Genomic DNA, 13,755 nt, shown 5'->3' on the forward strand with positions numbered 1-13,755 from the left:
CTGTGCTCATCCGGTAACCACCGGCCTATGAAAGGAGAGACACCATGCGCAAGACCCTTATCGCCCTGATGTTCGCCGCCGCCCTGCCGACCGTGGCCATGGCCATGCCTGACGGCGGCCCGCGTCACGACGGCCCGCATCATCGCGGTGATGCGCCTTTCCATCAGCTGGACCTGAGCCGCGACCAGCGCCAGCAGATCGGCAAGCTGATGGGCGAGCAGATGCAACAGCGCCGCGACATCACCGAGCGCTACCTGTCCAAGCTGCCGGCCGCCGACCAGAAAGCCATGAAGGACGAGCTGAAAGCCAGCCGCGACAAGACCGACAGCGCCGTGCGCAACCTGCTCAAGCCTGAGCAGCAGAAGAAGTTCGACGAACTGCAAAAGGAACGCGCCGCCAAGAAAGCCGAGTGGCAGGAGTTCCAGGCCTGGAAAGCTGAAAAAGGCACCAAGGCTCAGTAAGCTGTCTGCCCAATGCCCGGCCCGCATCACTGCGGGCCGGGCTTTTCCCGTTTAGGAGGTGCACTTGCGTTCACTGTTCTGGCGCATCCTGGCCAGTTTCTGGCTGGCCATTACCCTGGTCGCAGGCCTGTCAATCCTGTTGGGCCACATGCTCAACCAGGACGCCTGGATCCTCAGCCGTCACCCGGGCCTGAATACCTTGGCCAGCAAGTGGGCCAAGCATTACGAGCAGGAAGGCCTGGAGTCGGCACAGCACTTCCTGGAACGGCGCAAAGACCGCTACAAGATCGACGTGCAAGTGCTCGACGACAGTGGCGAAGCCGTGGTGCCCGGCACCTTCCCGCGCCGTGCAGCGGCCTTCGAAGCGCGCCAGCACAATGACCAGCGGCGCCTGCCGTGGCGCAGGCTGACCGAGGAATACACCAGCCCCGACACCGGCGAAACCTACCTGCTGATCTACCGCATTCCCCACCCGGCACTGGATGCCTGGCACCGCGAAAGCCTGATGTGGCCGCTCAGTGCACTGGGCATCGCCCTGGTTGTGCTGACGTTGTTCAGCCTGCTGGTGACCCTGTCCATCACCCGCCCGCTCAGCCGCCTGCGCAGCGCGGTGCATGACCTGGGGCAGACCACCTACCAGCAGAACAGCCTGGCGCGGCTGGCAGCGCGGCGCGACGAGTTCGGTGTGCTGGCCAAGGACTTCAACAAGATGGGCGCGCGCCTGCAAAGCACCATCGGCAGCCAGCGCCAGTTGCTGCGTGATGTGTCCCACGAGTTGCGCTCTCCATTGGCCAGGCTGCGTATCGCCCTGGCGCTGGCCGAGCGCGCCGGGCCCGAGCAGCGGGAAACCCTGTGGCCTCGCCTGACCCGCGAATGCGACCGCCTGGAAGACCTGATCAGCGAAATTCTGGCCCTGGCCCGGGTGGATGCCGAGCAGGCTCATGCCGAACCGGTCGACCTCAACGCCCTGCTGGGCAGCGTGCGCAAGGATGCCTTGCTCAGCGCGCCCGACCAGGATGTGCGCCTGGAGGCGCAACCGGGCTTGACCTTGCAAGGTTGGCCGACGCTCATCGAGCGGGCCGTGGACAACCTGCTGCGCAACGCCTTGCGCTTCAATCCGGTCGGGCAGCCGGTAGAAGTGAGTGCAGTGCGTGAGCAGGACCGCATAGTGATAAGCGTGCGTGACCATGGACCGGGGGCGGCTGCAGAACATCTGGTGCAACTGGGGGAACCGTTCTTCCGTGCACCGGGGCAGGAGGCGCCGGGGCATGGACTGGGGCTTGCGATTGCGCGCAAGGCGGCGGAGCGCCATAGCGGGAGCCTAGTTTTGGATAATCATCCACAGGGTGGATTTGTCGCCAGGCTGGAGTTGCCCTCGGAAGACAGCACACTTTGAGATCGCTGGGGCTGCTGCGCAGCCCCAGCATTCTCGGCTGTTACTCGCCCCAGACGCTGACGAAATCAGCCGTTTCCAGAATCGGCGCCGTACGCGGCTCGGTCAGCGGCGTGCCGACATACAGGTACCCGATCAACTCCTCGTTCTCGGCCAGCCCCAACCCCTTGTGCACATGGGCATCAAACGCCATGTCCCCGGTACGCCACACCGCGCCGATACCCTGCGCATGCGCGGCAATCAGAATGCCATGCGCCGCACAGCCCGCCGCCAGGCGCTGTTCGGACTTCGGCACCTTGAAGTGATCCTGCAGCTTGGCCACCACCACAATCAGCAACGGCGCCCGCAACGGCATGGCGCGGGCCTTGTCCAGCGCGGCCTGGCTGGCGTCGCCCTTGCTCTGCACGGCTTCGGCAAACAGCTCGCCCAGCTTCTCACGGCCCTGGCCTTCAATGGTCAGAAAGCGCCATGGGCGCAGCTGGCCGTGGTCCGGGGCGCGCAAGGCGGCCTGGAACAGCGCCTCGCGCTGGGCAGCGTTAGGCGCCGGGTCGGTCAGGCGTGGCACGGAAACACGGTTGAGCAATGCGTCGAGAGCCTCCATCGGCTACCCTCCTGGCAGTTGAATGTGCGGCCATTCTCAAGCTGCTAGCCATAAGCTGCAAGCTTCAAGCAGAAGCGGGCCGGCGTACGTTGCTCTTTCTTGCAGCTTGAAGCTCGTAGCTTGCAGCTCACCAACCCATAGGTAGAATGGCGCCCTTCCGAATCGAGTCAGAGCAGATCACATGGCGTTGCCGACCTTAAGGATCATTGGTTTCATCATCGGCATCTTCCTGATTACCCTCGCCGTCAGCATGGCCGTGCCCATGGCGACCCTGGTAATTTTCGAACGCACCGGTGACATGCCGTCGTTCCTCTGGTCGAGCCTGATCACCTTCATCGCCGGGCTGGCCCTGGTGGTGCAGGGGCGCCCCGAACATGTCCACCTGCGCCCACGCGACATGTACCTGCTGACGGTCAGCAGCTGGCTGGTGGTGTGCGTGTTCGCCGCCCTGCCGTTCCTGCTGACCCAGCACATCAGCTACACCGACGCCTTCTTCGAAAGCATGTCGGGCATCACCGCCACCGGCGCCACCGTGCTCAGCGGGCTCGACACCATGTCACCCGGCATTCTCATGTGGCGCTCGATGCTGCACTGGCTTGGCGGTATCGGCTTCATCGCCATGGCGGTGGCGATCCTGCCGCTGCTGCGCATCGGTGGCATGCGCCTGTTCCAGACCGAATCGTCCGACCGCTCGGAAAAGGTCATGCCGCGCTCGCACATGGTCGCCAAGTCGATCGTGGGGGTTTACGTCGGTTTCTCGATCCTTGGCTCGCTGGCCTTCTGGTGGGCAGGCATGAGCCCGTTCGATGCGATCAACCACGCCATGTCGGCGATCTCTACCGGCGGTTTCTCCACCTCTGACCAGTCGCTGGCGAAATGGGACATCCCGGCCGTGCATTGGGTGGCGGTGGTAGTGATGATCATGGGCAGCCTGCCGTTCACCCTGTATGTGGCCACCCTGCGCGGCAACCGCAAGGCGCTGATCCGCGACCAGCAGGTGCAGGGCTTGCTGGGCATGTTGCTGGTTACCTGGCTGGTGCTGGGCACCTGGTACTGGTACAGCACCAACCTGCACTGGCTCGACGCCCTGCGCCATGTGGCGCTGAACGTGACCTCGGTGGTCACCACCACCGGCTTCGCCCTGGGCGACTACAGCCTGTGGGGCAACTTCTCGCTGATGCTGTTCTTTTACCTGGGTTTCGTGGGCGGCTGCTCCGGCTCGACGGCGGGCGGTATCAAGATTTTCCGCTTCCAGGTGGCCTACATCCTGCTCAAGGCCAGCCTTAACCAACTGATCCACCCGCGCGCGGTGATCAAGCAGAAATACAACGGCCACCGCCTCGATGAAGACATCGTGCGTTCGATCCTGACGTTCTCGTTCTTCTTCGCCATCACCATCTGCGTCATGGCCCTGCTGCTGTCGTTGCTGGGCGTGGACTGGATGACTGCGTTGACCGGTGCCGCCGGTACGGTTTCGGGCGTGGGCCCGGGGCTGGGCGAAGTGATCGGCCCGTCGGGCAACTACGCCACGCTGCCGGACGCAGCCAAGTGGATTCTGGCGGCCGGCATGCTGCTCGGCCGACTGGAAATCATTACGGTGCTGGTGCTGTGTATGCCGGCGTTCTGGCGTCACTGACCGCGTCGGCCTCCGCGCCCATACGGGCACGGTACTCACTCGGCGTGGCATCGAACCAGCGGCGGAATGCCCGGTAGAAGTTGCTGGGGTCGGCAAAGCCCAGCAGGTACGCGGCCTCCAGCAGGGTCATGCCCGGCTGGGCCAGGTACTGCTCGGCCAGTTCGCGGCGGGTGTCGTCGAGCAAGGTCTGGAAGCTGGTGCCCTCCTCCTGCAGCCGCCGCTGCAAGGTACGCTGCGACAGGTGCAGGGCCTGCGCCAGGGTCTCGCGCTTGGGCTCGCCCTGCGGCAGGATGCGGCACAGCACCTGGCGCACGCGGTGGGTAACCCGGCTTTCGGAAAAACGGGCCAGGTACTCCCCGGCAAAACGGTCATGCAACACCGCCATGGCCTCGTTGGCGGTCGGCAACGGCGCCTCCATGTCGGCCCGCTCGAACACCAGCGCATCGTGCGGCGCACCGAACACCAGCGGCGAATGAAACGCCACCTTATACGGTTCGATATTCTTCGGCTGCGGCCCCTGCACCAGCACCCGTCTCGGCTGCACCGGGCGGCCGCTGAGCCATTTGCACAGTGCCAGCGCGCAAGCCAGCGAGGCCTCGGCGCTGTGCCGCGTGGGCGGCAGGTGGTCGCCGTGTACGGTCAGGATCAGGGAATAACCTTCAGGGCCAAGCACGAAGCTCAGGTCCGAGCTTTCGGCGATGATGCGCTGGTAACGCACCAGGCGCTCGAAGCCTTCGGCCAGCGTGCGGCTGGACATCAACGCATAGCCCACCACATGGAACGACGCCGGGCGTACCACCCGCGCCATGTTCAAGCCGATGGCCTCATTACCCGACAGCTCCACCGCCAGCTGCCAGAGCCGGGTCATGGAGTCTTGCGGGAAGCGGGCGTCAGGGTCGTCGAGGGCCGCGAAGTCCAGCCCCAGCTGCTTGAACATGGCCTGGCAGTCCAGCCCTTCCAGTTCGAGTGCCTTCACAATCCCTGATGCCCAGCTGGCTGACGTGGTTCTTTCGCTCATGACAGGCTTCTTTCTACCGACCGCTCCTGCGGTGAACCCCAAGGATACTCAATTGGCGCCTATTGTCACTGGTAGGCCCCGCCAATCACTCTAGACTCGAATCAGGCTCCACGCCGTGCATCTTGTCCAGAAGTATTAATCCCGGAGCACTGCCATGAACCGCACAGCGCAGTTTCGCAGTTTTGCCGAGTTCTATCCGTACTACCTGGGGGAACACAGCAACCCCACCTGCCGCCGCCTGCACTTTGTCGGCACCAGCCTGGTGATTGCCTTGCTGGCCTATACCATCGGCAGTGGCAAGTGGTTGCTGTTACTGGCCGTGCCACTGTTCGGCTACGGCTTTGCCTGGGTCGGGCATTTCTTTTTCGAAAAGAACCGGCCGGCAACCTTTACCTATCCGCTTTACAGCCTGATCGGCGATTTTGTGATGTTCAGGGATATCCTGCTGGGCAAGATCAGCCTGTAAGCATCAGGGCTGCACAGCAGCCCTCTATGCCGGTTCTCGCATCGCCGCGGCTACCTGCGCTTCCCGTGCCTGGGCATCCGCCAGGCGGTACAGCTCGATGCTGCCATCCCAATGCTCGATCAGCGCCGTGCACGACTCCACCCAATCACCGCAATTGAGGTACTCCACCTCGCCTACCTTGCGGATTTCAGCGTGATGAATGTGCCCACACACCACACCGTGAAAACCACGTCGGGTGCACTCGTGGGCAATGGCATCCTCGAAGTCGCTGATGAAGTTCACCGCGCCTTTCACCTTGTGCTTGAGGTACGCCGACAGCGACCAGTAGCCATAGCCGTACCGCGCACGCCAGTGATTGAGCCAGCGGTTAAGCACCAAGGTGAACTCGTAGGCGCGGTCACCGAGGAACGCCAGCCAGCGGTGGTAACGGGTAATCACGTCGAACTGGTCGCCATGAATCACCAGCAGCCGACGACCATCAGCGGTCAGGTGCTCGGCCTCGTCCACCAGCTGGATATTGCCCAGTATCAGCTTGGAGTAACGGCGCAGAAACTCATCATGATTACCGGTGACATAGATCACCTCGGTACCGCGCTTGCTCATGGTCAGCAGCCGGCGGATCACGTTGGTGTGGGCTTGTGGCCAGTAGATGCCGCCGCGCAGCTTCCAGCCATCGATGATATCGCCGACCAGGTACACCCGGTCGGCCTGGTAGCCCTTGAGGAACTGCGACAGGTGTTCGGCCTGGCAGTCACGAGTGCCCAGGTGCACGTCGGAGATCCACAGGGTGCGCACACGTTGCTTGCGCGAGGGACGGGACAGTTCGGCATGGGTCATGGGCAGGCTCCGGCGCAGTTTGCTGGAGACTGGCAGGCGCGCGTGACAGCGCCGTGGCAAAACGGTGACGAGTGATGGTGTGCAGCGAATGAGGCACAATGGGCTTCTGCCCTGCGAGGACCTCCCATGACCGCCGGCCCGATCCTCTCGCTGCGCCATTACCGCCACAGCCTGATCGCCCACAGCCACGAACACCCGCAACTGGTGTTCGGCCTGCGCGGCCGCCTGGAGTTCGAGGTGCAAGGGCAAGGCGCCGGTATCGATCGGCAGGGACTGGTCGTGGTACCGGCCGGCGCGCACCACACCTGTGCCAGCGACGGCGGCAGCCACTGCCTGGTGCTCGATGTGCCTGGCGGGCAGTGGTTGCACGAGCAGTTGGGCGAGCATGCCGATGCCAGCCGCCGGCTGCTCGACTGCCCTGCCGCGCTGGGCCTGGACGACCGCCAGCAGCAGTTGGTGGACTGGTTGGCGGCCAGCCCCATGGACGACCCGCTGATTGCCCGGCAAGGCGCGGCGCTGCTGCTGGCCAGCCTCAACCCCAGCGCTGCAGCCAGCGTTACCGCCAACCGGCGCCTGCCCTATGCGGCCTTCGATGCGCATATCGAGCAGCATGCCGCCTACCCGCTGCAGGTGGCCGACCTGGCGCGGCTGGCCGGGCTTTCCAGTGCCCGGCTGCATGCGCGATTCATGGCGGAGTGTGGCATGACGCCGATGGACTACATTCGCCAGCGACGTTTGCTCAAGGCGCGGCGGCTGGTGACACAAACCTTATTGCCGATGGGGGATATTGCCGCGCAGGTGGGGTATAGCTCACAGAGTGCGTTTTCGGCGGCGATGTTGCGGGCGTTCGGGTGTACGCCTTTGGCGTTGCGGCGAGAGCCTGGCGATAACTGACAGCAGTCTTGCGACAGAAATCGCTGGCCTGTGGTTTTACACTTTGCCTGTGTCGGCCTCTTCGCGGGTAAACCCGCGAAAGGGCCGGCACAGCCATTAGAGATCTTGAGCAAGGACCACCATGAACCACCGCACCGCCCTCGGCGCCCTGCACATTGGCGCGCTGTTCTTCGGCCTGACCGGCGTTTTCGGCAAGCTGGCCGCCAGCGCCAGCCCGGCAATCATCGTGTTCGGCCGCGCCGCCTTCGCCGTGCTTGCCCTGGCCCTGTTCGCCAGCCTCGCCGGCCCGGGCTGGCAACGCCTGAGCAGTCAGGACATCCGCCGCCTGCTGCTCGGTGGTGTGCTGCTGGCCGGCCATTGGGTCAGCTTCTTCGTCGCCGTCAAAGTCGGCGGCGTGGCCATCGCCACCCTCGGCTTCGCCAGCTTCCCGGCCTTTACCGTCATCCTCGAAGGCCTGCTGTTCCGCGAACGCATCCGCCGCAACGAGGCCGTGCTGGTACTGCTGGTCAGCATTGGCCTGGTTCTGGTCACACCGGCCTTCGATCTGGCCAGCGAAGCCACGGGCGGCCTGCTCTGGGCACTGCTTTCCGGGTTGCTGTTCTCGCTGCTGTCACTCACCAACCGCGCCGGCTCCGGGCGCTTGCCTGCGGTTCAGGCTGCGCTGTGGCAAAACCTGGTGGTGGGCCTGTGCCTGCTGCCCTTCGCAGCCCCGGGCCTGGCAGACGTGGCAACCATGGACTGGCTGTGGATCGCCCTGCTCGGCATCTTCTGCACCGGCGTGGCGCACAGCCTGTTCGTGGCCAGCCTGGCGGTGATCAAGGCGCGTACCGCCGCCGTGGTGTTCGGCATGGAGCCGGTCTACGGCATTGCCGTGGCCTGGGTCGTGTTCGCCGAAACCCCCACGCTGCGCATGCTACTGGGCGGCGCGCTGATCATCTTCGCCATCGTGCTGTCCAGCCGCCTGGCCGCCGAGCAGCCGCCCAAGCAGCCACTGCCCGAAGGTGCGTGATCAGCGGTCGTTATGGCCAAGGTCACGCTGAGGGTCGATCTGGTCGCGCACCCGCTGCTTCAGCACCTTGGCCTCGGGGAAGCCGCCGTCGGCCTTGCGCTCCCAGATCTGCACGCCATTGCAGGTGATGCGGAAGATACCGCCAGTGCCCGGCTCCAGGGCTACCCGGCCAAGGTCGTCGGCGAAGGTGCTGAGCAGTTCCTGGGCCAGCCAGGCGGCACGCAGCAGCCATTGGCACTGGGTGCAATAAGTGATGACGATTTCCGGCTTGCTGTCGGCCATGGTGGCGCATCTCCAGGTAAGGGGCCGCTTATACTAGCGGTCTTTAGCCCACGGTTTGAGACTCACGATGCGCCGTTTGCTGTTCTGCTTTCTGCTCACCCTCACCAGCCTCACGGCAATTGCCGCCGAACCGGCCAGGCCCAAGGTCGGGCTGGTGTTGTCGGGTGGCGCGGCCCGTGGCCTGGCCCATATCGGCGTGCTCAAGGCCCTGGAAGAACAAGGCGTGCGCATTGACGCCATCGCCGGTACCAGCATGGGTGCTGTGGTCGGCGGGTTGTACGCCTCGGGGTACAGCGTCGAAGAGCTGGAAAAGCTCGCCACCACACTAGACTGGCAACAGGCCCTGTCCGATGCCCCACCGCGCAAGGACGTGCCGTTCCGGCGCAAGCAGGATGACCGCGACTTCCTCGTCAAACAGAAGCTCAGCTTTCGCGACGACGGCAGCCTGGGCCTGCCGCTGGGGGTCATCCAGGGCCAGAACCTCGCGCTGCTGCTGGAGAGCAAGCTGGCACATACCGCCGACACACGCGACTTCGACAAGCTGCCCATCCCCTTCCGCGCCGTGGCCACCGACATTGCCAGTGGCGAAAAAGTGGTGTTCCGTCGCGGCCACCTGCCCCAGGTAATCCGTGCCAGCATGTCGATCCCCGCCGTGTTCGCCCCGGTCGAACTGGAGGGTCGCCTGCTGGTGGACGGCGGCATGGTCGACAACATCCCGCTGGACGTTGCCCGGGAAATGGGCGTGGACCTGGCCATCGTGGTCGACATCGGTACCCCGCTGCGTGACCGCAAGCAACTGGCCACGGTGGTCGACGTGCTCAACCAGTCGATCACCCTGATGACCCGACGCAACTCGGAAGAGCAACTGGCCAGCCTGCACCGCGACGATATCCTCATCCAGCCTTCGCTGACCGCGTTTGGTGTAACCGACTTCGGCCGCGCCCGGGACATGATTGACGCAGGCTACCGCGCCACCCGCCTGCTCGACCCGCGCCTTGCCAGCCTGCGCCAGCCCGAAGACAGCAGCCTGGCCGTGGCCCGCTCGCCGCGTCAGCGCACACCGGTAATTACCGCGATCCGGATCGAGAACGACTCCAAGGTCAGCGACGATGTGATCCGCTCGTACATTCGCCAGCCGATCGATGCCCCGCTGGAACTGGACCGCCTGCAGACCGACATGGGCACGCTGTACGGCCTGGACTACTTCGACCGGGTGCAGTACCGCGTGGTGCACAAGGGCGACGACAACACGCTGGTGATCAATGCCCGCGGCCGACGCGGCGGTACCGACTACCTGCGCCTGGGCCTGAACCTGTCGGACGACCTGCGTGGCGACAGCGCCTTCAACCTGGGTGCCAGCTACCGGGTCAACGGCATCAACAGCCTGGGTGCCGAATGGCTGACCCGTGGCCAGATCGGTGACCAGCAAGAGCTGTACAGTGAGTTCTACCAGCCGCTGGACGTGGGCTCCCGCTACTTCATCGCACCGTACCTGGACTTCGGCTCGCAGAACATCGAAGCCACCCTGGACAACGACCCCATCGCCGAGTACCGCCTGGAGCGCTACGGCTTTGGCCTGAACGTTGGCCGGCAGATCGGCACCAACGGCGAAGTGCGCCTGGGCGTAGGCAAGGCGTGGGGCGAGGCCGAGGTGCGCATTGGCGACCAGGACCTGCCCAAAGTCAGCTTCAACGAAGGCTTCTACGAGCTGAAGTACTCGTTCGACACCCTCGACAACGTGTACTTCCCCCACAGCGGCGAGGACATAGGCCTGACCCTGCGCAAGTACGACAAGTCGCTGGACTCGGACCAGGATTATCGGCAGTGGTTGTTCAACCTGGACAAGGCCATCAGCATCGGGCCGAACACCTTCGTGCTGGGCGGGCGCTACGGGCGCACGCTGGATGACGCCGAAGTGGTGACGTCGAGCTTCGTGATCGGTGGCGCGCGGCAGCTGTCAGGGTTCCGCCAGGATTCGGTGTCGGGGCAGAACGTGAGCCTGATGCGCATGGTCTACTACCGCCGGCTGACGCCACGGGCCTACGTGCCGCTGGACTTCCCGCTGTACATTGGCGGGTCGCTGGAACGTGGGCGGGCGTGGAACAACGACAATGAGTTCGACAGCGGGTACATCAATGCGGCGAGTATCTTCCTGGGGCTGGAGACGCCTCTTGGGCCGCTGAACTTCAGTTATGGCACCAACAGTGCGCATGAACAGGCGGTGTACCTGAACCTTGGGCATACCTTCTGAGCTATAAGCTGCAAGCTTCTAGCTGCAAGCTGCAAGTAGAAGCAGATCGAGCCGAAACACAGATCTGCTTCTACTTGAGGCTTGCAGCTTAGGGCTTGCAGCTGTATTCAAGATTTCTCGAGGTTGGCCAGAATCTTCGCATGCACCCGCATGCACACCTGCAAGTCCGCCTCGTCCACCCCGGTAAACAGCTCCACCCGCAGTTGATTGGCGATGGTCTCGATCTGGTCGATCAGTGGCTTGGCCGGCGGGCACAGTACAATCTTCTTCGCCCGCCGGTCCTCCAGCACCGCCTGCCGACGTACCAGCCCTTGCGCCTCCAGGCTGTCGAGCAGGCGCGCCAGGGTCGGGCCTTCAACGCCCACGCTCTGGGCCAGCTCACGCTGGGTCGGGGCTTCTTCGAAACGGGCCAGGTGCAGCAACACCAGCCAACGCGCCTGGGACAGGTTGAGCCCGGCCAGGCGGCGATCCAGTTCGGCACGCCAACCCCGGGACATCTGGGCCAGCTGCATGCCAAAGCGGTGTTGGTTGTCGGTCAGGGGCATAAGCAACTCATTGAATAGATCTAATTATTAGGCAGCTAACCATGGCCGGCGCCACGAGGCAAGGCTCGGGCACGCGGGCGTGTACGATAATCGTCAAAAAGCATGACAAAGGTCAGCAGATGGCGCTTCTGCCTTCGATCCTGCCGCTGTTTACAGCTCGAACTCCGCCGCCAACGCTGCGCGCACGCAATACAGCACGCCCTCCGGCACCCGAGCGCCGAACAACGGCGCAATGGCCGACACCGCTGGCAGCTCGCCTTCGCCATCCAGGAAGGCGTCCTGCACTTCCATCAGCAGGTCTTCCGGCAGGTCGAGGGCCTGGTCCAGGCTCAGTTCCTGGCGGCCCAGTGCCTCGGCCAGCAGGCTATACACGTTCTTCTCGCTGCAGTTGAGCTGCCCGGCGATCTGCGCCGGCGTCATGCCGGCGCGCGCCAGGCTGACCAACTCGTGGCGCAGGTCGAGCACCACTTTCGGCGCCTCGTCGGTGCCACCACTGTTGTTCAGCACTTCGAGGAACGCCTGGCCATAGCGCTCCAGCTTGCGCGCACCCACGCCGCTGACCTGGGCCATGTCGCTGAGGCTGACAGGCTGGCTGCGCAGCATTTCCAGCAACGTCGAGTCGGGGAAGATGACGTAGGGTGGCACGCTGTGCTCCTCCGCCAGCTTGCGCCGCAAGGTACGCAGCGCTTCCCACAGCTCGCGCTCTTCGGCACGCACCAGCTGGCTGGCCGGGCTGCCGCCGCTGGACGACGAAGCCTTGGCCGTGGTCTGCGGCTTGAGGTCGCGGCGCAATTGCAGGGTGACCTCGCCACGCAGCAGCGGCCGGCAGCTGTCGGACAAGCGCAAGCCGCCATAGCCCTCCAGGTCGATATCAACCAGGCCGCGCGCCACCAGCTGGCGGAACAGCGAACGCCACTCGACCTCGGCCAGGCCCTTGCCGACGCCGAAAACCGACAGCTTCTCGTGGCCGAAATTGCGTACCTTCTCGGTGTCCTTGCCCAGCAACACATCGACCAGGTGGCCGACGCCATAGCGCTGGCCCGTGCGGAACACCGCCGACAGGGCCTGGCGGGCCGGCTCTGTGGCGTCCCAGGTCTGGATCTTGTCGACACAGTTGTCGCAATGCCCGCAGGGCTGTTCGAGGGTTTCGTCGAAATAGGCCAACAGAGACTGGCGGCGGCAGCGGGTTTCCTCGCACAGCGCCAGCATGGCATCGAGCTTGTGCTGCTCGATGCGTTTGTGGCGCTCGTCACCTTCGGAGTTCTGCAGCATCTGCTTGAGCATCACCATGTCCTGCAGGCCGTAGGCCATCCAGGCATCGGAGGGCAGGCCGTCACGGCCGGCACGGCCGGTTTCCTGGTAATAGGCCTCAAGCGACTTGGGCAGGTCGAGGTGGGCAACGAAGCGCACGTTGGGCTTGTCGATGCCCATGCCAAACGCAATGGTGGCGACCATGATCAGCCCTTCCTCGTTGAGGAAGCGGTGCTGGTTGGCCGCGCGCGTCTCGGCAGCCAGGCCAGCGTGGTACGGCAATGCCGGGAAGCCTTGGTCACAGAGGAAGGCGGCGGTTTCGTCGACCTTCTTGCGCGACAGGCAGTAGACGATGCCTGCGTTGCCACGGCGCTCGCCGAGGAAGGCCATCAGCTGCTTGCGCGGCGCTTCCTTGGGCACGATGCGGTAGAAAATGTTGGGCCGGTCGAAGCTCGACAGGAAGCGCTCGGCGCCTTGCAGGTGCAGGCGCTGGACGATTTCCTCGCGGGTTCGCATGTCGGCGGTGGCGGTGAGCGCAATACGCGGCACATGCGGGAACAGCTCGGCCAACTGGCCCAGTTGCAGGTATTCGGGGCGGAAGTCGTGGCCCCATTGCGAGACGCAGTGGGCTTCGTCAATGGCGAACAGCGAAATGTCCAGGTCGCGCAGGAAGTCGAGCATGCGCGGCTGCACCAGGCGCTCCGGCGCCAGGTACAGCATCTTCACTTCGCCACGGCGCAGGCGCCCGGCCAGGTCACGCTGCTGCTCAGGCGTCAGCGTGGAGTTCAACGCAGCCGCCGCCACGCCCAGCTCGTCAAGGGTGGCAACCTGGTCATCCATCAACGCGATCAGTGGCGAAACCACCACCGTCAGGCCTGGGCGCAGCAGCCCCGGTACCTGGAAGCACAACGACTTGCCGCCGCCGGTGGGCATCAGCACCAAGGCATCGCCGCCGTTGGCCACGCATTCGATGATTGCTGCCTGGCGCCCTCGGAAACTGTCGTAGCCGAAGATATCCTTGAGAACGCGCTGAGCCTGTTCGAGCATGTGCAACTCCAAATCGCCGTACCATCCTGGAAACAGGCTGGACGAAAAACCCGCCCCGCACACG

General features: G+C 64.4%; 13 protein-coding genes. 7 read left to right on the top strand and 6 right to left on the bottom strand.

The genetic code is table 11. From position 1 onward, the window contains the following. Positions 1-44 precede the first annotated feature (44 nt). Both QQ992_RS20705 and QQ992_RS20710 read left to right on the top strand, forming a co-directional pair. Positions 45-461: a Spy/CpxP family protein refolding chaperone gene (locus tag QQ992_RS20705; protein ID WP_019099114.1), complete on the top strand. Its 417-nt coding sequence runs from the start codon at positions 45-47 to the stop codon at positions 459-461. Positions 462-519: 58 nt separating this feature from the next. Beyond that, a complete protein-coding gene (locus QQ992_RS20710; RefSeq protein WP_286110872.1) occupies positions 520-1,857 on the top strand; it encodes a sensor histidine kinase in 1,338 nt (445 codons plus the stop codon). Between the two features lie 40 nt (positions 1,858-1,897). Here QQ992_RS20710 and QQ992_RS20715 read toward each other — a convergent pair whose 3' ends face one another. Further along, complete coding sequence (locus QQ992_RS20715) at positions 1,898-2,455, bottom strand: NAD(P)H nitroreductase (RefSeq protein WP_016711869.1); 558 nt, start codon at positions 2,453-2,455, stop codon at positions 1,898-1,900. Positions 2,456-2,636: 181 nt separating this feature from the next. On the opposite strand from QQ992_RS20715, the gene QQ992_RS20720 reads away from it, so the two are divergent. Further along, on the top strand, positions 2,637-4,091 hold the full coding sequence (locus tag QQ992_RS20720) for a TrkH family potassium uptake protein (protein ID WP_060497461.1): 1,455 nt from the start codon (positions 2,637-2,639) through the stop codon (positions 4,089-4,091). Here the strand turns inward: QQ992_RS20720 and QQ992_RS20725 are convergent. Further along, positions 4,048-5,109, bottom strand: a complete 1,062-nt coding sequence (locus QQ992_RS20725) for an AraC family transcriptional regulator (RefSeq protein WP_119369174.1) — start codon at positions 5,107-5,109, stop codon at positions 4,048-4,050. The genes QQ992_RS20720 and QQ992_RS20725 overlap by 44 nt on opposite strands. A gap of 154 nt (positions 5,110-5,263) precedes the next feature. Here QQ992_RS20725 and QQ992_RS20730 point away from each other — a divergent pair, with 154 nt between their 5' ends. After that, entirely contained in the window at positions 5,264-5,575 is a 312-nt protein-coding gene (locus tag QQ992_RS20730) for an Mpo1-like protein (protein ID WP_016711872.1), read from the top strand. A gap of 24 nt (positions 5,576-5,599) precedes the next feature. On the opposite strand, the gene QQ992_RS20735 is transcribed toward QQ992_RS20730, so the two are convergent. Next, positions 5,600-6,412: a UDP-2,3-diacylglucosamine diphosphatase gene (locus tag QQ992_RS20735; RefSeq protein ID WP_016711873.1), complete on the bottom strand. Its 813-nt coding sequence runs from the start codon at positions 6,410-6,412 to the stop codon at positions 5,600-5,602. 126 nt (positions 6,413-6,538) lie between these two features. Between QQ992_RS20735 and QQ992_RS20740 the strand changes: the two genes are divergently transcribed. Further along, positions 6,539-7,306 (top strand): helix-turn-helix domain-containing protein, encoded by a 768-nt coding sequence (locus QQ992_RS20740; RefSeq protein ID WP_286110873.1) that lies wholly within the window; start codon positions 6,539-6,541, stop codon positions 7,304-7,306. A 121-nt stretch (positions 7,307-7,427) separates the two neighbouring features. Beyond that, on the top strand, positions 7,428-8,315 hold the full coding sequence (locus QQ992_RS20745; protein ID WP_286110874.1) for a DMT family transporter: 888 nt from the start codon (positions 7,428-7,430) through the stop codon (positions 8,313-8,315). Here the strand turns inward: QQ992_RS20745 and QQ992_RS20750 are convergent, their stop codons facing one another. Continuing rightward, positions 8,316-8,597, bottom strand: coding sequence for an Rdx family protein (locus QQ992_RS20750; protein WP_003259082.1), 282 nt, complete (start codon positions 8,595-8,597; stop codon positions 8,316-8,318). A gap of 67 nt (positions 8,598-8,664) precedes the next feature. Between QQ992_RS20750 and QQ992_RS20755 the strand changes: the two genes are divergently transcribed. Further along, the gene (locus QQ992_RS20755) at positions 8,665-10,848 is read left to right on the top strand and encodes a patatin-like phospholipase family protein (RefSeq protein ID WP_286110875.1); all 2,184 of its coding nucleotides are present in this window, start codon (positions 8,665-8,667) and stop codon (positions 10,846-10,848) included. Positions 10,849-10,955: 107 nt separating this feature from the next. Here QQ992_RS20755 and QQ992_RS20760 read toward each other — a convergent pair whose 3' ends face one another. Both QQ992_RS20760 and recQ read right to left on the bottom strand, forming a co-directional pair. After that, positions 10,956-11,393: a MarR family transcriptional regulator gene (locus QQ992_RS20760; protein ID WP_016711876.1), complete on the bottom strand. Its 438-nt coding sequence runs from the start codon at positions 11,391-11,393 to the stop codon at positions 10,956-10,958. Positions 11,394-11,543: 150 nt separating this feature from the next. Continuing rightward, on the bottom strand, positions 11,544-13,691 hold the full coding sequence (gene recQ, locus QQ992_RS20765) for a DNA helicase RecQ (RefSeq protein ID WP_105946035.1): 2,148 nt from the start codon (positions 13,689-13,691) through the stop codon (positions 11,544-11,546). Between the last annotated feature and the right edge of the window lie 64 nt (positions 13,692-13,755).

It is taken from the genome of Pseudomonas kurunegalensis (assembly GCF_030291635.1).
GTDB lineage: Bacteria > Pseudomonadota > Gammaproteobacteria > Pseudomonadales > Pseudomonadaceae > Aquipseudomonas > Aquipseudomonas monteilii.

What these genes read in the sequence shown, in the direction of transcription:
- QQ992_RS20705 (WP_019099114.1), top strand. Translation starts at nt 45, where the DNA reads ATGCGCAAGACCCTTATCGCCCTGATGTTCGCCGCCGCCCTGCCGACC.
- QQ992_RS20715 (WP_016711869.1), bottom strand. Translation starts at nt 2,455, where the DNA reads ATGGAGGCTCTCGACGCATTGCTCAACCGTGTTTCCGTGCCACGCCTG.
- QQ992_RS20720 (WP_060497461.1), top strand. Translation starts at nt 2,637, where the DNA reads ATGGCGTTGCCGACCTTAAGGATCATTGGTTTCATCATCGGCATCTTC.
- QQ992_RS20725 (WP_119369174.1), bottom strand. Translation starts at nt 5,109, where the DNA reads ATGAGCGAAAGAACCACGTCAGCCAGCTGGGCATCAGGGATTGTGAAG.
- QQ992_RS20730 (WP_016711872.1), top strand. Translation starts at nt 5,264, where the DNA reads ATGAACCGCACAGCGCAGTTTCGCAGTTTTGCCGAGTTCTATCCGTAC.
- QQ992_RS20735 (WP_016711873.1), bottom strand. Translation starts at nt 6,412, where the DNA reads ATGACCCATGCCGAACTGTCCCGTCCCTCGCGCAAGCAACGTGTGCGC.
- QQ992_RS20740 (WP_286110873.1), top strand. Translation starts at nt 6,539, where the DNA reads ATGACCGCCGGCCCGATCCTCTCGCTGCGCCATTACCGCCACAGCCTG.
- QQ992_RS20745 (WP_286110874.1), top strand. Translation starts at nt 7,428, where the DNA reads ATGAACCACCGCACCGCCCTCGGCGCCCTGCACATTGGCGCGCTGTTC.
- QQ992_RS20750 (WP_003259082.1), bottom strand. Translation starts at nt 8,597, where the DNA reads ATGGCCGACAGCAAGCCGGAAATCGTCATCACTTATTGCACCCAGTGC.
- QQ992_RS20755 (WP_286110875.1), top strand. Translation starts at nt 8,665, where the DNA reads ATGCGCCGTTTGCTGTTCTGCTTTCTGCTCACCCTCACCAGCCTCACG.
- QQ992_RS20760 (WP_016711876.1), bottom strand. Translation starts at nt 11,393, where the DNA reads ATGCCCCTGACCGACAACCAACACCGCTTTGGCATGCAGCTGGCCCAG.
- recQ (WP_105946035.1), bottom strand. Translation starts at nt 13,691, where the DNA reads ATGCTCGAACAGGCTCAGCGCGTTCTCAAGGATATCTTCGGCTACGAC.